11 protein-coding genes and 1 pseudogene are annotated in these 20,466 nt (G+C 70.1%); 2 read left to right on the forward strand and 10 right to left on the reverse strand.

Features of this window, described 5'->3' with window-relative positions; all coding sequences use genetic code 11:
* Positions 1-54: 54 nt before the first annotated feature.
* From ACFVSU_RS14330 to ACFVSU_RS14360, 7 genes are all read right to left on the reverse strand, one after another.
* Positions 55-1,443 carry an AAA family ATPase gene (locus ACFVSU_RS14330; protein ID WP_387144081.1) on the reverse strand — a complete coding sequence of 463 codons (1,389 nt, stop codon included), beginning with the start codon at positions 1,441-1,443 and terminating at the stop codon, positions 55-57.
* Between the two features lie 84 nt (positions 1,444-1,527).
* Positions 1,528-4,464 carry a CHAT domain-containing protein gene (locus tag ACFVSU_RS14335; RefSeq protein ID WP_387144084.1) on the reverse strand — a complete coding sequence of 979 codons (2,937 nt, stop codon included), beginning with the start codon at positions 4,462-4,464 and terminating at the stop codon, positions 1,528-1,530.
* Positions 4,454-5,167, reverse strand: a complete 714-nt coding sequence (locus ACFVSU_RS14340) for a hypothetical protein (protein WP_387144087.1) — start codon at positions 5,165-5,167, stop codon at positions 4,454-4,456. The genes ACFVSU_RS14335 and ACFVSU_RS14340 overlap by 11 nt, the downstream gene beginning before the upstream one ends.
* A gap of 45 nt (positions 5,168-5,212) precedes the next feature.
* Positions 5,213-6,577 (reverse strand): hypothetical protein, encoded by a 1,365-nt coding sequence (locus ACFVSU_RS14345; protein ID WP_387144090.1) that lies wholly within the window; start codon positions 6,575-6,577, stop codon positions 5,213-5,215.
* A gap of 21 nt (positions 6,578-6,598) precedes the next feature.
* A complete protein-coding gene (locus tag ACFVSU_RS14350; protein ID WP_387144093.1) occupies positions 6,599-8,851 on the reverse strand; it encodes a CHAT domain-containing protein in 2,253 nt (750 codons plus the stop codon).
* A 221-nt stretch (positions 8,852-9,072) separates the two neighbouring features.
* The gene (locus ACFVSU_RS14355; protein WP_387144096.1) at positions 9,073-9,735 is read right to left on the reverse strand and encodes a YoaK family protein; all 663 of its coding nucleotides are present in this window, start codon (positions 9,733-9,735) and stop codon (positions 9,073-9,075) included.
* A gap of 94 nt (positions 9,736-9,829) precedes the next feature.
* Positions 9,830-13,708 (reverse strand): S8 family serine peptidase, encoded by a 3,879-nt coding sequence (locus ACFVSU_RS14360; protein ID WP_387144099.1) that lies wholly within the window; start codon positions 13,706-13,708, stop codon positions 9,830-9,832.
* Between the two features lie 125 nt (positions 13,709-13,833).
* On the opposite strand from ACFVSU_RS14360, the gene ACFVSU_RS14365 reads away from it, so the two are divergent.
* Positions 13,834-16,719: an ATP-binding protein gene (locus tag ACFVSU_RS14365; RefSeq protein ID WP_387144102.1), complete on the forward strand. Its 2,886-nt coding sequence runs from the start codon at positions 13,834-13,836 to the stop codon at positions 16,717-16,719.
* Positions 16,720-16,823: 104 nt separating this feature from the next.
* On the opposite strand, the gene ACFVSU_RS14370 is transcribed toward ACFVSU_RS14365, so the two are convergent.
* The 3 genes from ACFVSU_RS14370 to ACFVSU_RS14380 are packed head-to-tail and all read right to left on the reverse strand — an operon-like array spanning position 16,824 to position 19,568.
* A complete protein-coding gene (locus ACFVSU_RS14370) occupies positions 16,824-17,537 on the reverse strand; it encodes a PepSY domain-containing protein (RefSeq protein WP_387144106.1) in 714 nt (237 codons plus the stop codon).
* 56 nt (positions 17,538-17,593) lie between these two features.
* Positions 17,594-18,898: a sensor histidine kinase gene (locus ACFVSU_RS14375; protein ID WP_387144109.1), complete on the reverse strand. Its 1,305-nt coding sequence runs from the start codon at positions 18,896-18,898 to the stop codon at positions 17,594-17,596.
* On the reverse strand, positions 18,891-19,568 hold the full coding sequence (locus ACFVSU_RS14380; protein ID WP_387144111.1) for a response regulator transcription factor: 678 nt from the start codon (positions 19,566-19,568) through the stop codon (positions 18,891-18,893). The genes ACFVSU_RS14375 and ACFVSU_RS14380 overlap by 8 nt, the downstream gene beginning before the upstream one ends.
* 178 nt (positions 19,569-19,746) lie before the next feature.
* Between ACFVSU_RS14380 and ACFVSU_RS14385 the strand changes: the two are divergent.
* A pseudogene (locus ACFVSU_RS14385) lies at positions 19,747-20,205 on the forward strand (O-acetyl-ADP-ribose deacetylase); the annotation flags it as partial.
* Between the last annotated feature and the right edge of the window lie 261 nt (positions 20,206-20,466).

A 20,466-nucleotide genomic window follows, 5' to 3' on the forward strand; every position in this document is an offset into this window, starting at 1 on the left:
GGGCGTTTCGACTCGCTGCGCTCGCTCAACGAGCGGGGGGATGACGCCGAGTACCTAGCCATAGACGGTCTCACCGCCTGCACTGTCTTTGCCGATCTTCTTCTCGAGGTACAGGGACTCGAGGAGGAGCTCCAGGGCACCAGCCCGCTCACCGGGCGTCACCGCCTCCAGCCGCGCGGCCACCTGGTCGTACAGGTCCGACTCGCCGAGCACCGGCATCGCCGACAGCACCTCGGCCGCGGGCACCTGCTCGCCCGTCATCACTGTCGCGCCGGTGTGCAGGGCGTCAGCCAGCGCACGCGAATCCACACCGCGCAGATGCGCCCGCGCCGTGTCCGCGACCGCGGTCCGCAGAAGGTGCTCGAGGATCGCCCGCTCGCGACCCTCCTCCCCCGTCTCGAACTCGATCTTGCCGCCGAGCACATCGACCGCGGTCTCGAGGTCGACCGGGCGTGCCACCGCGACCTCCTCGTGCTGGCGCGTCGCGCGGTGCAGGGCCGCGGCGGCGATCGTCTCGGCGCCGGCGATCGCGAACCTGGCGGAGACGCCCGAGCGCTGGTCCACAGCATCCGATTCCCGAAGGTTCCGCGTGAAGCGCGCGAGGATCTCGAGAAGGTGCGCCGGCACCTCGGCGACGAGGTCGGCCTCCTGGCGGATGACGGCGATCTCCTCGTCGATCGTCTGGGGGTAGTGCGTGCGGATCTCGGCGCCGAAGCGGTCCTGCAGCGGGGTGATGATGCGGCCGCGGTTGGTGTAGTCCTCGGGGTTGGCCGTGGCGACGACGAGCACGTCGAGGTCGAGGCGCAGCACGTATCCGCGGATCTGGATGTCGCGCTCCTCCATGACGTTCAGCAGCGACACCTGGATGCGCTCGGCGAGGTCGGGCAGCTCGTTGATCGCGACGATGCCCCCGTTGCTGCGCGGCACGAGCCCGTAGTGGATCGTCTCGGGGTCGCCGAGCGAGCGCCCCTCGGCGACCTTGATCGGGTCGACGTCTCCGATGAGATCGGCCACCGACGTGTCGGGCGTGGCGAGCTTCTCGGCGTACCGCTCACGGCGGTGGCGCCATTTCACCGGGAGCTCGTCTTTGAGTTCGTTCGCGCGGCGGATGGATGCCGGGGCGATCGGGTGGAACGGATGCTCACCGAGTTCCGACCCCTCGATGACGGGGCTGTACTCGTCGAGCAGCCCGTTGAGGCTGCGGAGGAGCCGGGTCTTGCCCTGACCGCGTTCGCCCAGGAGGACGATGTCGTGGCCGGCGAGGATGGCACGCTCGAGCTGCGGGATGACGGTGGTGTCGAAGCCGTGGATGCCCGGCCACGGATCGTCGCCGTTCGCGAGGGCCTTCAGGAGGTTCTCCCGCATCTCGATGCGGACCGGGCGATAGGTGTGGCCCGATGCGCGGAGCTCGCCGACGGTGGTGATCGCGGGTGAAGGCGTCATGTCCGCACGCTACGCCTGGTGCGCGGGGGTCGGGGCCGGATCGGAGGAATTCCTCAGGTGGGCGAAGTCACGGCGGGTGGTGCGTCATCCCGAGCGATACGGTCGCCATTCGCCCGAGACGACGAACGGTCCCCAGAAGTAGACATGCGACCAGTCCGTCTGGGAATGGATGAGTCGGCGCATCGCTCGGGCCAGGGCCTGCCACGCCGGCAGGGGCTCTTCGCCGAGCGCATAGCGATAAAAGGTCTCGAGGAGTGCGAGCGAGGACCGTTGATCGACATCCCACAGAGCGGTGACCACGGTTCGACAGCCGCCGAGCTGAAGCGCTCGGCTCAGCGTTGACATCTCCTCCCCGGACGACTCGGCGCCGCGTCTCGCCGTCGAGCACGCTCGCAGGGTCACCAGGTCGCAGACCAGGTCGCGATCCCGAAGCTGACGGACCGTCAGCTCGAACGCGCCGCGAGCAAGCGGAGAGATGTCGTCGACGTGCTGCGTCGGGCGGCTCTCACCGTCTCCGAGGAGGAGTGCTGATCCGAAGGGGTCCTGCTCATCCACATACCCGTGGCAGGTGATGTGCGCGACGTTCGCCGACTCCATCGCCTGACGCACCCAGGCAGGCGTCGCGCTCGGCCCCGAGCGTGTCTCGACCTGACCGTTGAAGCGTGCGAACAGCGCCGCGTCGCCCTCGATGAGATCGGGCTCGGGGTCTTCGAGCGATGCGACGGCGGCGCAGACGACGGTCGTCGGGGCCCTGGCCGGCTCGCGCTCGAGACCCCGAGCGAAGCCGGCGGCGCTCGGGCTGTAGAAGACGCCGACGGTCTCGATGAGTCGCTCACCTGTCGGAATCTTCAGGGCGTGGAGCGGAAGTCCTTCGATCTCACGGGTGGGCACGAAGCACACCGCTTCGGTCGCCGTTCCGACGAGCTCGTACACCCCGCCGAGATCGGCCATCACCCCTTCGAACGCCACCAGCGGCGCATCAAGAAGCCGCTGCATGCTGAACGGCTCATCGGGGAAGGCGACCGGGTCTCCGTTCACGAGCAACGAGAACTCCCTTGCGGCCGCCGCCAGCTGTTCCCGCGTGCTCTCGAACGCGCGAACTCGCGGCTCGGCGTGCTCTCCATCGAGGACGAAGGCGCACAGCCGGTCGTCGATGAGCGCGAACTCGATCAGCGTGAGGCGCGTGTCTGCCGAACCCAGCGCATCGAGCACCTCCTGCGTGCTCACCCAGTCCCGCGCGATGGGCTCACCCTCCGGCGGCTCCTCACTCGTCAAGGTCACAGGAAGGCACGCATCGGCGAGCTCGAAAGTGGTGCGAAGCGGCGCGGGTTCTCCACGCTCCAACGCGATCGCGGCCAGGCCCAGGTAGAGGGCGCGGGCGCTGTCCATGATCCAGTCCGCGTCGCGCAGTCGCGTCGCGCGGGCGATTCGATGCTCCACGGCGGTGACCGCGGCGCGGAGTCGATCTTCGGCGGCACGCGTATTGCCGAGCCGACGCTCGATCTCGGCCGCCGCCACCTCCAACGGGATGAGGATCGCAATGTCACTGCGCACCGAATCGAAGGCGGAAAGCACGAAATCCGCGATTGCTAGCGCATTCTCGTGCTCGTCGGTGCGTCGCAGGTCACGGACCAGCTGAATGGCCATCGAGCTCGCCAACATGACGTCACCTTGTGCCACAAGCTCCTGCAGAACCTCGAGCGCGAGAGCGCGTGACTCGCCGGCGAGATCGACGGTCGGCGCATTGAGATACGAGAAGAGAACGTCTAGATCCTGGGTCTCCTCGAAGAGGCGGAAGAGTCGATCTGTCGCTGCTGCCGCTTCGGCGTCATCGCCAGCCTTGTCGAGCGCACTAATCAGGCCGGCAAGAGCGATCATCCGACTTCGCGACTGCTCCGGACGCGCCGTCATGAGCTCCACGTCGGCGTACTCCCTGGCGGCATCCTCCCATCGGTCCTGCCTCATGTAGGCGTGCGCGAGATTGTTCTTGGCAGCCGCCAGCCGCACCTCGTTTCCCGATGACGACTCGGCGATCCGAGCGAAAAGGCTGATTCCCGCGCTGACGCGGCCACGCTTGAGCATGCTTGCGGCGAGGTTCGTCTCGATCTCGAACAGTCTCGCCGCGTCGCCGACTCGGCGACAGCTCTCGATCGCCGCCCGATAGTCCTCCTCGGCCCTCGCGAGGTCGCCGAGATCCTCATACGCGAGCGCTCGCACGTTCAGGATCCGGAGGAGTCGTTCGTGGTCGCCGAACTCCTCACACAGTGGAACCATGCGCGTGAAGAGTTCGACCGCGGCCGCCGGCTTTCCCTGATCTCTGAGGCTGTTCGCGCGCTCCTCCGCCAGCGGAATCATGGCATATGTGAGTTCCAGGTCGGGCTCGTCACCAAGGTCGCCGAGCGCGCCCAACCCCTGACGTTGGCCGAAGGAACGCTGCGCGGCGAGCGCCATCTCCACCAGTTGGGTGTCACCTGTCTCTCGCATGCGAGCGACCCCGAGCGCGAAGTGCCTGATACTGCGATCCGGACGGGCAGCCTCTTGACTGCGGGCATAGGCCACGTGCGCCCAGCCCCGTGCGGACGCGTCGCCGAGGACGCCGATCGCCAGGACAGCCGCAAGGCCACTGGCTTCGTCCGCCACCCCCAGTCGCGCACGCTCCGTGTGCCGCGAAAGGGCCACCCGCATGAAGTCGTCGTCGATGAGCGATCGCGATCGCTTCAGGGCACCCAGGACCAGCGGCCACTCCCCCTCGGCCCAGACGGCGGCCAACAACTCGTTCTGGGCAGCGGTGATACCCTCGTCCTGCTCCCACGCCGCATTCACGGAGAGCTCGTCGTACACGCGCGCGAGGAACTCCGCCTGAGCGGCCTCTGCTGGTCGAGACGCCCCCTCGCGCGCGCCCCACTCCCGAAGGGATCGCGCAACGTCCGGCGGAAGCAGTCGCATCCGCCGAGTCGTGTCGGCGACCTCGGCCAGCGTCTCCAGGTCGAGAAGCCCGCGCACTTCGGCGTCATTGAGCATCGGCCGCTCCCCTCATCTTCGCGAGCGCATCGAGCGCAAGCTCCTCATGCTCGGCGGTCGGCGCTCGACGGACGGCGAGCTGCAGATACGCCTCGGCTTCCGCGTCCTCGCCGCACGAATGGAAGATCGTCCCCAAGTTGTAGGCGTCCTCGAAGCCCCCGTCCTCGATCGCCGCCGCCGCGCGGGCAGTCTCCAGAACGTCGTCGCGTTCTCCGCTCGCTAAGAGGGCGAAGGCGAGGCAGATCGGGTATGTCGAACGCTGCGGGTACATGGCGGCGATCCCACGGAGGTCCTCGAGCGCCTCGCGGACCCGCTGAGGATCACCCGACGAGGCCTCCTCGACTCGGCGCCACGACCACTGTTCGGCGCCCTCAGCCGCCTCTTCACCCGCCGTCCGCGCAGCCGCGAGCACCGCGGAATGCGGGTCGAGCCGACCAAGGCGCCGCGTTGCCGCCTCGAGCTGAGCGGAGTCTCCCTCCCGGCCGGCTGCGAACAGCATCAGCTCCGCGATCGCGACCGAGTCGGGGAATCGGTCCCAGGCTTCCACCAGCACCTGGTGAGCCTCCTCGGCCGGTTCGCCCGGCCCGAGCCGCAGCAGCGACCGCGCCAGCGCTGCGGCGTCGGCGTCCCGACCGTCGATACGGTGTCGCTCCCGTTGCGTGTCGAGCCGCAGCATCCACCATTCATCAACAGTTCGCGCCATCGGTCCACCTCCTTCGACAGGGCCGGATCCCCGACCGCGTCTTGCTCACGTCGCGGAGAGCGCCGTCGCCCACCACAATCGGCCGATCGACGCGTGCGCGATGTCGTTGTGCGCACCGCCCCAGCCGCCGCCCTCGACGTCGTCGATCACGTCGTCGCACTCGACGTTGTAGATGACGCCCCGGTCGAAGTGCGTGTCATCGGAGACATCGCGGAGGCGCAGGTCCTGAGTCCGAGCGCCCTGAGCACCGAACGTGCCGAGCGCACCCCATTTCGGCACCTTCTTCCGGTTGCCGAGCACGAGGTGATCCGGCCCTCCGGGCGTCCACACGGCGGCACGCACACCGGCCGGGTAGAAGCGGGCGAGCGCGTAGTCCCAGCTGCTCTGCGACGTCACGATCGGGCCGTCGACGAACCGACGATCGCGAAGCGGACGGAACCGGCCGCGCCTGCCCGTGCCGTACGCGTCATCAGCGAGGACCCACAGCGACAGCGCCCCCTGCACGAGAAGTACGGAGCCGACAGCCTTCGTTGGCCCTCTGCCTTCTGCCAGCACCGCGCCGCCCACGACGATGCACCCGAAGCTGTGGCCCACGACGTGGACGCGGGCGTTCTCGCCCGCAGCGCGCTGGAGCTCGTTGAGGAGGGGTGCGACACCGGCGGCCCCGATCGTGTACGCCCGCTGCTTCATCTTCCAAAAGGAGAACTGCCGGAGCGCCACCAAGGGAAGCCCGAGGAGTTTCGCCGGCGAGTTCCCACCGAGTACCGGCAGCACCGACCCCGAAACGACCTCGGCGAACGCCACGTCTTCGTCGTCGTCGCTCGGTAGCGGCGGCTCCACCAGGAACGTCGCCTCCTGCAGCTCGCGAAGCCCCTCGCGCCCAGCGGGGGAGCTCTCGAGCGGGGTCCCCGTGGCCTCGGCGACGAGCACTTTGCGCAACGCTTCCCGGATCGCCGTCGTGTCTCCGAGCAGCCGCGCGTACGCATCGATCGCCTCATCGACCGTGACCGGCTCCGAGGTGTCCAGGGACTCCGAACTGTCGGGGGGCGCCGTCGCGCGTGAGGCCGACAGTGTTTTCATCGTGTCCCGCTCGATGCGCGTCGGAGCGAAGGCGAGCGACGGCCAGTGGACCCCGACGAAGAAGGGGCGGAACGGTCGCGGATCCTCGCGCGGCCGGCCCCGCAGAAACGCGCTGACCCACGCGGTGTACTGGTGCTGCGCGCCCTCCCAGCTGCTGTTCCACCCGTGACTGAGCAGGACTACGTCGGTGGCCGTAGAGCGCCCAAGCGCCTCCAGCATCTCCTCGCTGCCGAGCCCCCCGGACTCGAGCACTTCATTGCCGTGCTTGTCGAACTCGATGAGCCAGTATTCGACGTCGCGTCCGCCCGCTGTTGCCCTGACCTGCGCCACGATCCACTCCCTCCGCGTTGCTCACTCGTCGAGGAGACCGGGAATCAGCCGGGTTCCGCTGGCGCCGTGAAGGCCGTACGCCAGGCCGAGGGGATTGCCTCGCTCGAGCATCTGCGTGCGCACGGCGAGCAGCGCCGCACCGACGGTGACGCCGCGCAGGATCTCACCGAAGACCGCCCTGCCGAACTCATCCGCGAAGACGGTGGCGATATCGCATTCGGTGCCGATGACGGTGCGAGCGCCGCGATCGAGGAAGTAGGTGGCGAAGTTCACGCTGAACTGCGGCGAGACGGCGGTCGACTGACACGCGTTCAAGAAGACGAGGGGCCCCTGCTCGAACGACGAGCTCGTGTCGTCCCAAAGCGTCAGCTGCCCGACCGTCACCGGATCCTCGGAAAGCTGCAACCACGAATCGTCGGGGATGGGATCGCCGCCGTCTGTCGTCCCCAGTCCGGCATGACACAGGAAGGCGAGCACCTGATCCCCTGAGCTTGCGCCGAGAGACGAGCGCAGCTCGTCGTTCTTGGTGCGTTCGGCGAACGTGATCGCGGGCGCTCTGTCCATCGCAGCGCGCCAGAACCCCTCCTGATTCGCCACCGCGGGAATACCCTGCTCTTCATCGATCCGTGGGTCCACGTGCAGACCCACAGACAGTCCGTCCTCGACAGAGATCACGGGGCGCGTGCGCCGAGAATTGAGGATCACTTCTTCAATGACATGCCGAAAGCCGATGAAGCGGTCCCATCTCGGTTCGCCTTTCAGCGTGGCGGCCAGATAGAGGGCATGCCACGGGATCGCGAGTCCACGGATGGCGAACTGGATCCGGCGGCTGCCTTCCGCTTCGGCCAGGAGTTCGACAAGGGTGTCGCCTATCGCCTGCGCAGCCGTGTTCTGAGGCCGTAAGTAGAAGAGTTTGCGAAACAGCAGGATGCCGGCCTCGGCGAGCTCGAGCAGCGCCTCAGCCGTGCGCGCTCCATCCATGCCGATGCGATTCTGCGCCGCCGTGTCGTGCGAGACGCGGAGCAGGACCCTTCTCACGTTGAGCACCGCGCTGTTCAGGTCCTCACGGGTCACGTCGAGATCCGCCTCCATGTGGGCGTCGCCCGAGACAACGCAGCGGAATCGGCCGTTCACCTCGGTGAAGGTGAGCCCGAGGAACTGAGAGGTGTCGATCTGCGCCGCGTCGAGCGCACGCCCCACACTCGACACGGGGATCAACGATCCTGGGGCCGTCGGAGCCGGGACGTCGTCGGCCGCCACCTCGAGTGAGAACGACACCTGCGCGACCATGCTCCCGTCTCTCTGGAGAGTCGCGGTGAGATGCGTCGGTCCGGGGCTGCGCGGCGTGACGGTGAACTCGGCCGGGGCTTCCGATGTGCCGTCCCTCCTCATCACGAGAGGCAGTACCGGACGGCGGATGTCGACATTCGACGACGTCAGCTGGACGGCCAGGACAAGCCTGCCCACCCCGGGCGGGAAGGCGATGGAGAAGTCAGCAGATCCGCCGGTGTGCACTCCCGCACTCCGGAGGTCGACGCGAACATTCAGCGGACGATCAACGACGGCGGCGCTTTCGGCCGCCGCAGTGAGTTGCGCAGAGACGACGTCGGCGAACGCCCTCGCCAGCATTTCCCGGTCATCGGCACCCGGTGAGACCTCCAGACGTTCCCGCGCCGAGATTTCGAGCGCCGATCGGAGTCGCCGGACCGCATCGAGTCCCAGTCGGCGGCTACCGGCTCCGCCGGCGCCATCGACAGCGGACGGTCCGTGGGATGGACGCGCCTCGACCGCCGCGAGCACGCCCGGAAGGGTCCAGTCCTGGATAGCGCGACGGCTCAAGGCCGATGCGTACGCACGCGCGAAACGCATCATGGCGTCGGGAGAGTCCGGCCGCCGTTCGAACTCGGCGAGCGCCTCGCTCGACGGTGGGTCCGAGGCGCACAGCGCGTGCGCGTCGGCCGAGGACGCCTCGCCGGCGGCGATCATCGACGCGGAGTATCTGGATACCGCGAGCGCGGCTGCGCTCCGGACAAGCTCGAAGAGCGACTCGTCGTCGCGCAGCACGCTGTCGAGCCCGGCGAGCAGGCGATCGGATGCGGAGCGGATGAATTCCTTCGTCGCGGCGATATCGACCACGCGGACCTGCTCGGGGAACCGTCGAGTGGCCTCGGTCAGCGCGTCCTCGACGGCGGCTCGATCCTGCCGGTTCGGAAGGCGCAGCACGTGCACGACGAGGCCCGCCAGCGGGTTCGCCTCCCTGCGGCGACGCTCCACGCCTGCGAGTGCCCTCGAAGAGCCAGCCCCCATCGATCTCTCGCTTCCCCTGCGAAACATCGTCTGCACACCAGCGCTGGTGTTGTGGAATCGAGGATGCCTCACTGCGTGTCGGCTGTCCATAGGCAGCCCGGCGGCGTCACGACGACGGGCTCATCGACCTATTCGAAGCGGCGAATCAAGCGAACCGCTCCGAGCACCACGGCGAACGGACGGGTGACTCATCCCACGGCGCCGGTGCGCGCACGGCGCGACTCGGCGATCCCACGGATGGCCAGAAGCACGGCCAGCGCGGCCGCGATGATCCAGAGCGCTCCGTGCCCGATCCAGGCGAACGCCGCGGCGCCGAGGACGGCGCCGGAGGCGATCGACGCCCACAGCAGCAGATGCCGCGGCCACCCGGTGCCGGTCTGGCCGCGCATCGCGCCGACGAGACCCTGCCCGACCTTCACCAGGGCGCCCGTCATGTAGGTGACTCCGAACGCGACCTGGCCACCTCGTGCGAAGACGGTGTTGAGCGCTCCCATTGCGAAGGCGAGGCAGCATCCCGTCGCCCACCGCCATTCGAATCCGGCGAGGACCGCGGCGGCACACACGAGGCCGAGGATCAGGAGCAGCACCCGGAGCTGCCCGCGGGCGCGATTCCCGGGAACGAGCGTTCCGGCCATCACGCCCACCACGAACGCGGCGATGAGCGTGAGGGCGAACGCCGCGCTCACGAGCGACAGCAGCGACAGGTCGACGCTCGCGCGAGTGGTGTTGCCGGTCATGAACGAGACGAAGTAGCCGCCGAGGAACACGAACGCGAAGCCGTCGACGTATCCGGCGAGGCCCGCGAGCACCACAGCCGCCGCGAGCCCCCTCCTGCTCAGGCCTCTCACCATGACAGCGAGCGTATCCACCGTGGGGCCACCGGGAACGCCGACGGCCGCCGGACGAGAACGGAGTCCTCGCCCGGCGGCCGCGCCGCCCGGTCGATCAGTCGAACGGGTCGAAGTACGCCACCGTCGCGGCGTCGATGTTGCTGTCGAGTCCGACCGCGTCGAACGCGGTGGTGCTCGCTCCGGTGACGAACACCCGCCGAGTGCCGTCGGCCCGCTGGTCGACCGCCACGCCGTTCGCCCCGTCGCTCGCGCCGGTCGCGTCGTAGTTCGCCGACCACACCTGCTCGCCCGTGACGAGGTCGTAGGCGACCGTGACGTAGTCCCAGGCGGACTCGGCGTCGCGGGACTCGCCGGTGACGACGGCGTGGGTGCCGTCGGCGGTCGGCGCCACGTCGTAGGCGACGTCCAGCCCGTGAGCGGTGCCGTCGTAACGGTTCACCCAGAGCTGCGCGCCGTCGGCCACGTTGTAGGCGACCGACGCGTAATCCATGTCAGCACCGCCCTCGACGTTGCCGACGACCACCACGGTGCCGCCGTCCGGGCTGACCGCGAGCGCCTGCGGCACGTCCGTGCCCGCCTCGCCGTAGCCGGTCGCCCAGCGCTGCTCGCCGGTCGCGAGGTCGTAGGCCACCGTCTCCCAGTCGACCTGGCGGTCGGTGTTGCTCACGACGCCGGCCACGATCACGGAGTCCCCGACGATCGCGATGTTGTCCGCGATGTCGACGTGCCCGTCCGAACCGTTGCGCAGCACATCCCACTTCTGCGCGCCCGTCGCGGCGTCGTAGGCCACCGTGCCCCAGTCGGTGAGACCGGTGCCGTCGCCGGCGCTCTGACCGGTGATGACGACCGTGGAGCCGTCCTCGCTCACCGCGATGCTGCGTGCGTCGTCGGTCCCGTTCACCGGGTCGTCGTACCGCGACACCCAGCGCTCGGCGCCGGTCGCCGCGTCGTACGCGACGGTGGCGTAGTCGAGCTGAGCCTCGCCCGTGGTCTGGTAGCCGGTGACGTAGACGGTCGAGCCGTCCGGGCTGACGGCGAGGTCGTTCAGCGAATCCCCCGCCTGAGCCGGACCGTCCAGTCGCGCGGTCCAGCGCCGCTCACCCGTCGCTCCGTCGTAGGCGACCGTGAGGTAGTCGCCACCGCTGGTGCCGCCGACGTACAGCGTCTCGCCGTCGGGGCTCATTCCGAAGCCCGCGGGCTCGTCAGAACCGCCGTCCGAGGCATCCCACTGCTCCTCCCAGATCACGTCGCCGGTCTCTGGGTCGTACGCAGCAGTCAGGAAGTCGCTCACGAGCCCACCCGCCGACGGCGGACGGCTGAAGCCGCTCATGTAGACGCGCTCACCATCGGGGTGGAGCAGGAGCTCGGTGCCGACATCCGACGAGCTGCCGAACTGCCCGCCCGCTCCGTCGTACCGGGCGGCCCAGTCCTCGTCACCCGGCTGCTTCGCCCGCAGTACGATCGGCGACCGCACCGTGTGCGTGCCGTCGGTCCACGAGAGCTGACCGGCGAGGTAGTCGAACAGCTGGGTCTCCTCGCCGACGGCGAACGTCACCGTGTACGACGCGGTCGCGCCCGGCGCCACTGTGAGCGTGCTCGGCTCGACCGTGACACCCACTCCGGCGAGCCCGGTCACCGTCGACGAATAGGTCGCAGCCTTGTCGTCGACGTTCTTGACCGTGCGGGTGACGGTCTGCGTGCCGTCGAGCAGGCCGATGCCGATCGAGGGCGTGTTCAGGTCGCTGGGGTCCAGCGAGCGCCCTCCCGCCTCGAGGTCGTCGCAGGCGGCGTCGGCCACACTGCGCGTCGAGCCGCACAGGAACGCGGTCCAGTCGTCCACGCCGCTCTCGTAGACAAGGCCCGGGTCCGCCGCGCTCGTGGGCTGCACGTGCCCGGCACCCTGCTTGAAGATGAGGTTCGGGTCGGTGTTCGCCTCGCCGTCCAGCACGTCGGATCCCGTGGTCATCAGCGCCGACTTGATCGCCATCGGCGACCAGTCCGGGTGGAGGTCCTGCAGCAGGGCGGCGAGACCGGCGACGTGGGGCGCCGACATCGACGTGCCGCTCATCAGGTTGAAGTCCATCCCGCCCTGGCCGGGAGGGGCGACTGCGGCGAGGATGTCCTGCCCCGGAGCGATCACATCGGGCTTCAGCACATCGCCGTTGCCGGCGACGAGCGGCCCGCGTGAGGAGAACTCCGCGGTGAAGGGCGCCGTCCCGCCGTTCGCGATGACCGCCTTCTCGATGGTCGCGGTGGCTCCTGCCGTCGCCACGTAGGCGCTGATCGCGCTCCACTCGGTGTCTTGCAGGTGCACCGTGGGCACCGAATGGAAGTCGGCGTTGAGCGAGTTGCCGAAGGCGTTGACGAAGATCATGCCGACCCCGCCCGCCTCGGCGACCGCGCGCGACGAGTTGACGCGGGCGATGTCGCCGCCGCGCTCGCAGAGCACGATCTTTCCGGCGACCTTGGCGGGATCGAGCGCCGGCTTGCCGTTGTTGTCGCTCGCGGGATAGCAGCGGGCACCGGCGCCGATCGAGACACCCGAGAGCCGCGCGGCGGCGCCCGTGATGATCGGCGCGGGGCCGACCGCAGCGCTGCTGAGCGAGACGCCCTCGTAGCGCGCGCCGTTGCCGAGGACGACAGCGCCCGTCGTCGTGCGGTCATGGGTGCCGGCCGCGACCGTGGTCAGCCAGGGACCGGGGTGGGCGACGGTCGCGGCATCAGGGCCGGAGTTGCCGGCGGATGCCGCGACGAAGATGCCCGCGGCGGCGGCGTTGAGGAACGCCGCCTCGGTGGGCTCGAGGAAGTCGGTGCTGGAACCCGAGACCGAGTAATTGATGACGTCGACGCCGTCGGCGACGGCCTTGTCGATCGCGGCGACCATGTCGGACGTGTAGCCGGTCGCGGTGGAGCCGTCCTCGACGGACCAGAGTGCCTTGTACGCGGCGATGCGCGCCCGCGGCGCGATGCCCGAGATCTCACCGAACGGCGCGGCCGGACCCGTCACGTCGACGCCGTAGTTGCCGCCGGCGGTCGAGGCGGTGTGCGTGCCGTGACCGTTGTAGTCACGCGGCGAGAGGAATTCCCAGGGCAGCTGCTGCCTGACGCCCTCGTTGCCTCCCCACGCGGCGTTGAAGTACTGGGCGGTCACGAGCTTGTTGTTGCAGAGGTTGGCGTCCCACGAGTCGTCGCCCACCTTCTCGGCCGACGCGCACGTGCCGCGGAACCCCTGGGGCTTGCCCTGGTACACGAGCTTCTTGTCGCTGCGATCGGAGAAGCTCGCGACCTCGGGCCAGATGCCGCTGTCGATGACGCCGATCACGATGTCCTCGCCGGCTCCCGGCGTCTTCTTGCCGCCGGTCGGACCGCCGAGCTGTGCCCACAGGCCGTCCGGGTCGTCGAGTCCGAGGAACCCTTCCGTGGACGACGTGTCGGTCTCGACCGCCTCGTCGGGGTGCACCGAGATGACGTCCGGCTGCGCCTCGAGCTCTGCGGCCTGTGCGGGGGTGAGCTCGGCCGCGAAGCCGTTGAAGCTGTACACGTAGCTGTACGAGGGCTTGCCGCCCTTGACCTTCGCGAGGGCCGCCCGCTGCTGCCCCTTGAGGTGCGTGCTGTACGCCTCGACCGCGGGATCGGCCGGGTCGACCTTCGCGCCGCCGCGAGGCTTCGTCGACTTCAGCCCCTTCTCGCCGCCCTCGTACGCGACCACGGGCGCGGGCGCCATCTGCACGATGTACGTCTGCGGCTGCGCGGCTTCGCTCACCAGCGCCTGCGCGTCCTCGGCGGTCGTGACCCTCACGCCGCCGGTCCGGTCGCCGAGGTCCTCCACCGCGACCGGCGCCGGATCCACGGCGAGCGCCGCGGTCGGTGCGGCCGGTGCGGCCGTCACCACGAGGGCGAGGGCGGCGGCCGCCGCGATGGTCAGCCGCGTGGAGGCGTGCCTCCGCGGTCGTTGTCTGAGATGTCTGGGCACTGTCTCTCCTCGCACACGGATGATTCGTTTCACACCTTGCGTTGGAGGTTACGGACCGGTGAACGGGGCCTGCATCCGTGACCTACACTGACTTTTGCTCGCGCCCCACGAGACGAATGGCAGTCATGCCTCAGCCCCCCGCTCCACCTCCCGGCGGGGTGTCGCCTGTCCTCGTCGGTCGGCGCGCCGAGTTCGACGCGCTGGCCCGCGCGATCACGTCACCCCCGGCGCTCATCGTCGTCCAGGGCGAGGCCGGGATCGGCAAGAGCCGCCTGGTCCGCGAACTCCTCGCCGCGGCACCACCCTCGTCCGAGGTACTGGTGGGTCAGTGTCAGCCGCTCCACGATCCGTTTCCGCTCGGACCAGTACTGGACGCCTTCCGGCAGCAGCGCGATCGCATCGACGTCCGTGGCCTCAGCCCCGTCGTGGGCAACCTGGCTCCGCTCGTGCCCGAGATCGCCGACCGCCTCCCCGCGCCACCCGAACGCCCGGCCGATCAGCGCGACGCGCGACACCAGATCTTCCGGGCGGCGACCGAACTGATCGAGCATCTTTCCCCCGCGGTGCTGGTGCTCGAGGACGTGCACTGGGCGGACGCCGTCACCTTCGACTTCCTCACCTACCTCATCGCGCACCAGCCGGCCGAGGTGACCGTCGTCGTCACCAGCCGCATCGACCTCGGCGCGACGCCCGTCGGAGAGTCGTTCGCACGCGCTCCGGAGGGCCGGACCCGCACGGCCCGGCTCTCGCCACTCGACGTGGCGCAGGTCGGCGAACTCTCCCGGCACCTGCTCGGGGTGGACGTCCCTGATCCGGTCGCCGCGGCGCTGCACGAGGTCACGGGCGGCGTCCCGTTCGTCGTCGAGGAGGTCCTGCGCACCCTGCTGGCGCAGCTTCCCGCCGCAGACATCCCGACCCACACGAACGCCCTCGCGGCGCTGTCGGTGTCGACGGCGCTGCGTGACGTCGTCGTCCAGAGGCTGATGACGCTGGACGCGACCGCCCGTGAGGTCATCGAGGCGGCCGCCGTGGTCGGGCCGACCGTCGACCCCACCCTCACCGCAGAGCTCACCGAGCGCGACGCCCGGCAGGTGGCGACCGCCCTCACGGCAGCCTATGCCGCGGGCCTGCTGCATGAGCAGGACGGCCGGAGCCGCTTCCGGCATGTGCTCGCGCAGCAGATCGTCTACGACGCCACGCCTCTGCCCACCCGTCAGTGGTGGCATGCCCGGATCGCCCGCGTGCTCGAGGAGCGGCACGACCCGATCCTCTCGGCGCGCATCGCCCACCACTACCAGCGCGCCGGTCTCGTGAAGGACTTCGTCCGCTGGGCGGAGGCCGCGGCCGATGAAGCCGTGCGCCACGGGAACGAGGCCGCAGCGGCCGAGTTCCTCCGCGAGGCGACCGCCGACATGGCCGACCTCTCGATCGACGATCGCGTGCGGATCGCGACCAAGCTCGGTCGTGCCGCCGTGGACGGACTGGCGCACGCCGAGTCGGCCCCGATCCTCACCCGCCTCTTGGAGAGCGAGCAGCTGACGCCGGCAGCCCGCGGCGAACTGCGGTTCGCCCTGGGCCGGCTCTACCGGCAGCAGGGGTTCGCCCGCGACGGATACGGCGAGATCGAGCGCGCGGTCGATGAGCTCGACGAGCGTCCCGACCTCCAGGCGCGTGCGCTGGCCGTACTCGCCGCGCCCGAGACCGTCGTCGATGTGTCACTCGACGCGCATCTGGCGCGGTGCGCGCAAGCCGTGGCGGCGGCTGAGCGCGCCGGATCGGTGGACGTCGAACTCGGGGTGCGCATCGCGCGCGCCTCGCTTCTTCTCGAACAGGGCGATCCGGCCGCGTGGGGGTTGATCGACGCCGCGCGCCGCGATCCCGTGGTGCTCACGCAACCACGAGAACATGCTCGCGCCGCGCTCAACTGGGCGCAGGGCGCCCTCCACATCGGAAACGTGCGCCGCGCGGACGAACTGCTGGCCGAGGGGCTGTCGATCGCCGAGCGATCGCTCTCGCCGCGCCTGCTGGAGGTCTTCGAGCTGGTCGGCGCGATGGTCGACCACGCCGCGGGACGATGGGACGGGCTTGCCGAGCGGGCCGACGCCCTGGCCTCGCGCGCGTTCGGATTCGGCGCCGCCTCTTTCGAGGCGCGATACCTGCACCACCTCGTCCAAGGCTCTCGGGGGAACGCCGCGGAAGCGATCGAAGGTCTCACCGACCTCATCCGGGACTGCGAGCGGGTCGGTGCGGTGTGGCCGCTGGTGCCCGCACGCGCGGCGCTCGCGCGCCTGCGGCTCACGCTGGGCGATCCGCAGGCGGCGTTCGACGAGGCATCCGCCGCCCTCGAGCAGATCCGGCGCAAGGGCACGTGGGCGTGGGCAGCCGACGCCTTGGTCTGCCAGGTCGAGGCCGCGTCGGACCTCGGCACGGTGGACGGTGTCCGCGGGCGGGTCACGGCCGTCGGCGAGCGCGTCCGCGACGCGCAGGCGCCCGCGATCACCGTCGCCGTGACGACGTGCGAGGCGCTGATCGCGCACCACGACGGCGACACCTCCACTGCCGAGGAGCGGCTGTCGCACGCCCGGGCGGCCGCGCATGAGGCGGGACTCGTTTACGTGGCGGCTCGATCGACGGAACGGCTCGGCGACTGGCTCTGCGAACGCGGCGCGGCCGACGGGCCCAACCTCCTCACGGAGGCCCTCACCGCGTACGGCCATCTGTCGGCACGGCAGGACATCGCCCGCGTGACCCGAACCATGAGGCGGCACGGCATTCCCGTGCCGTATCCGTGGCGCGGCGGTCGCCCGACGCACGGCAACGACCTCTCGCGGCGCGAGCAGGAGGTCGTGCAGCGAGCGGCGGCGGGCCGCACGAACCGCGCGATCGCCGCGGAGCTGTACCTCTCTCCTCGCACCGTCGAGACCCACATGTCAAACGCGCTCCGCAAACTCGGCCTGACCTCTCGCGACGAGCTCGACGCGGGCGCTCTCGAGGCCTTGACGAGCGACTGAGCGCGGCCGGCGCGCACCGGCGGTATCCCATCGCGAGCGAGCACCCGACAGGACGCCGAACGGCGGCCGCCCTCTCAGGCCGACCGCCGTCCTCGAACCCACGCTCAGTCGTCGGTGTCGGTTCCCGTGGCCACGACGGCGAACTGGGCGTCGAGGTCGAGCTCGACGAACTCGCCGGCGTCCGTCAGGACCGTGACGTCCCACGGCGACGTGCTGTCGTCGTCGGCCTCGATCTCGACGATGCGACCGTCGGCCTCGGCGAGCGCGGCGTCGACGATCTCGGCGATCGTGTCGGCGTCGAGCACGTTCTGGGGGGCGCCGTCGTCGCCCGCGGATTCCGTGGAGACGACCAATGCCTCGCCGCCGGCGGTGACGCGCACCTCGGTCTCGGCACCATCAGCGGCCTCGAGCGTCACCTCGGCGCTACCGTCGCGCTTCAGATCGATCGACGTGGGCTCGCCCTCACCCTCAGCAGACGCGGCGTCGATCATCGCGACCAGGTCGTCGGCGGAGTCGGTGCCCAGGTTCGACACGTCGCCGCTCGCGCTCGCGTCGTCACTCGAGTCGTCGTCGCTGCGATCGTCGGACAGCGAGGACGTCGTGTCGTCGTCGTCGGCCGCGTCGGCGATCTCCGCGCCGAGGGCGATGCCGCCACCGGCGAGGAACGCCGCGGCGAGCGCCGCACCGCCGCCGATCAACCAGGCGCGCGTGCGGCTGCGCTTCGGAGCGGGTGCGTCGGCCGGCGGCGCCGTGACGACCTCGGTGCGATCTGCGGGCTGAGCGGAGGAAGTCTGGGGGCTGCTGTTCTTGTCATCCATGCTCCGATGGTGCCGAGCGGTCGCTGAAGCAGACCTGAAGTCTGCTGAAGCCGCGTTCAGCGGGCGGCCGGCAGGACGACGGCGAACCGTGCCCCACCGAGCGGCGAGTCCTCGACGCGCACGCTGCCGCCCTCGGCCTCCGCGATCGCGCGGACGATCGCCAGACCCAGACCACTGCCCCCGGCGTCACGCGCGCGGCCCTCGTCGAGCCGCACGAAGCGGTCGAAGATGCGCTCGCGCTCTCCCGCCGGCACGCCTGCTCCATCGTCGTCGACTGTCAGCAGCACCTGTCCGCCCCGCTCGACGACCTCGATCGTCACGGCGCTCCCCGCGTGGCGTGCCGCGTTGTCGGCGAGGTTGCGGACGAGCTGACTCAGCAGGCGGGCATCGCCGCGCACGCGCGCCGCGTGGACGCGGGAGGCATCCACGCCCGTGCCCCCGGCACGCAGCCGCTTCGCCTCGGCGAGAGCGAGGTCGTCCACATCGACGTCGTCCCGCTGCAGCTCCGCCCGCTCGTCGAGCCGGGTCAGCAGCAGCAGGGCGTCGACGAGCTCCTGCATTCTGAGTCCCTCGTCGCGGACCACCTCGGCGAGGTCGCCCACCGAGGTGGCCTTGGGGTGCAGCTGTGCCAGCTCGGCGTGCTGGCGAATCGTCGCCAGCGGCGAGCGCAGCTCGTGGGATGCGTCGGACACGAACCGGCGCTGCGCGGTGGCGGCAGCATCCAATCGGTCCAGCATGCGATTCATCGTCCCCGCGAGCGCGGCGATCTCGTCACCCGACGGCGGCACCGCCACACGGCGGTCGAGGCGGTCGGCCGTGATGTCGTCGACCTCCGCGCGAATGCGCGACACCGGCCGCAGCGCACGCCCGACGACCCACCACGTGGTCGCGGCGACCAGTACGACGACGGCCACGACGGCGACCGCCAGCAGAAGCCCGACTGTCGCGAGCGTCTGCGCGTCGTCTTCCACCGGCAGAGCGAGGAGCAGTGTGCCGTCGTCGAGGTCCTCGCGGACGACGAGCATCGGCTCATCGTCGTAGGTGACGACGGCGGTCTCATCGATGTTCGGCAGGTCGCCGCTGTCGGCCTCCTCGGACGCGGCGACGACACGCCCGTCGTCGTCGAACGCCTGGACGATGTCGTCGTCGAGCTCGGCGACCATCGCGGGGCCCTCGGCGTCGATCCGCGAGGCCAGCTGCTCGGCGCGCGTCTCGGCCGCGCGGACGGTGGCGTTGTGGATGCTGACCGACAGGATGCCGTAGAAGGCCAGGGCGCCGACCACGAGCGCAGCGGCGACGACGAGCGTCGCGGCCCCGGTGATGCGCGTGCGCAAGGAACGGCGGCGCCGCGGCTCAGCCACCGTCGGCCGCCAGACGGTAGCCCGCACCGCGGACGGTCTCGATCGCCTCTCGCCCGAACGGTCGATCGACCTTGCGCCGCAGGTGCCCGACGTACACCTCGACGATGTTCGGGTCGCCCTCGAAGTCGTCGTTCCACACGCCGGCGATGAGGTCGCGCTTGGAGAGCACCTGCCCGCGGTGGCGGATGAGGTGCTCGAGCACGGAGAACTCCCGCGATGTCAGGTCGATCTGGGTGTCGCCGCGCCACACCTGTCGCGCGCCCGGGTCGAGCCTGAGGTCACCCGCTTCGAGCACGGTCGGCCGCTCGACCCCGCCGCGTCGGATCAGCGCGCGCAGCCGGGCGACGAGCACGGCGAACGAGAAGGGCTTGGTGACGTAGTCGTCGGCGCCCGTCTCGAGGGCCTCGACCTGGTCCCATTCGCCGTCCTTCGCCGTGAGCATGAGCACCGGTGTCCAGTTGCGCTCCGCGCGCAGCGCTTCACAGACTTTCCACCCGCTCATGCCGGGCATCATGAGGTCGAGCACGATCGCGTCGTACGCCGTCTCGCGGGCTCGCCACAGTCCGTCCACGCCGTTGTGCGCGACATCCACCCCGAAGCCTTCGGCTTCCAGCCCGCGGCGGATGCCGTCGGCCAGGCGCACCTCGTCATCCACCACCAGAATCCGCATCCGCTCCAGTCTGGCCCGCGGCGCCTGAATCCCGCCTGAAGCGCGCGCTCGCGGCGTTGGCTGCGCGTGGGATGCTGCGGGTGCGACCCCATGCCTCTGCGATGGCGGTGAGCGCAGCATCCATCTCGCTGAAAGCGCTGCAGTCGCGGTCGCCATGGCCCTGCGCGAGACTGGGCACATGGTCACGGTCACCGCCGTTCACGGCGACATCACCCGGCAGCGCGTCGACGCGATCGTGAACGCGGCGAACAACGCGATGCGGGGCGGAGGCGGGGTCGACGGCGCGATCCACCGCGCGGGCGGGCGCGCGATCCTCGATGACTGCATCGCGCGCTTCCCCGATGGACTGCGCACGGGCGACGCCGGCTGGACGACGGCCGGAGACCTCCCGGCGACCTGGGTGATCCACACCGTCGGCCCCAACTATGGCGCCGGCGAGCGCGACCGCGCGCTCCTCGAGTCCTGCTACCGGCGAGCACTGGAGGTCGCCGACGAGATCGGCGCCCGCAGCGTCAGCTTCCCCCTCATCAGTGCCGGGGTCTACGCGTGGCCGCTCAACGACGCCATCGACACGGCGGTCACCACGATCGCGAAGGCTCCGACCCGCGTCGAAGAGGTCGTGCTGGTCTCGTTCAGCGAAGACACGCATCGGCGGGTGCAGTCGCAGGTGCACCGCCTGTTCCCGCCGCCGACGGAACCCGGCTCGGTCGGGGAGCTGTTCGACCGGGCGCCCGCGCAGATGGGCATGCGCGGAGACGCCTACCTGTGGCTCGCTCTCCGCGCGGAGTTCGCCGCGACTCCCCTGCCGTCCACGTGGTTCGAGCTCCGCCCGATGGTCGTGCGGGCAGCGGAAGGAATCATCGGCGCTCCTCTCGCACACACCGATGACCCCATCCAC

The organism is Microbacterium sp. NPDC058062, from assembly GCF_042885375.1.
GTDB lineage: Bacteria > Actinomycetota > Actinomycetes > Actinomycetales > Microbacteriaceae > Microbacterium > Microbacterium trichothecenolyticum_C.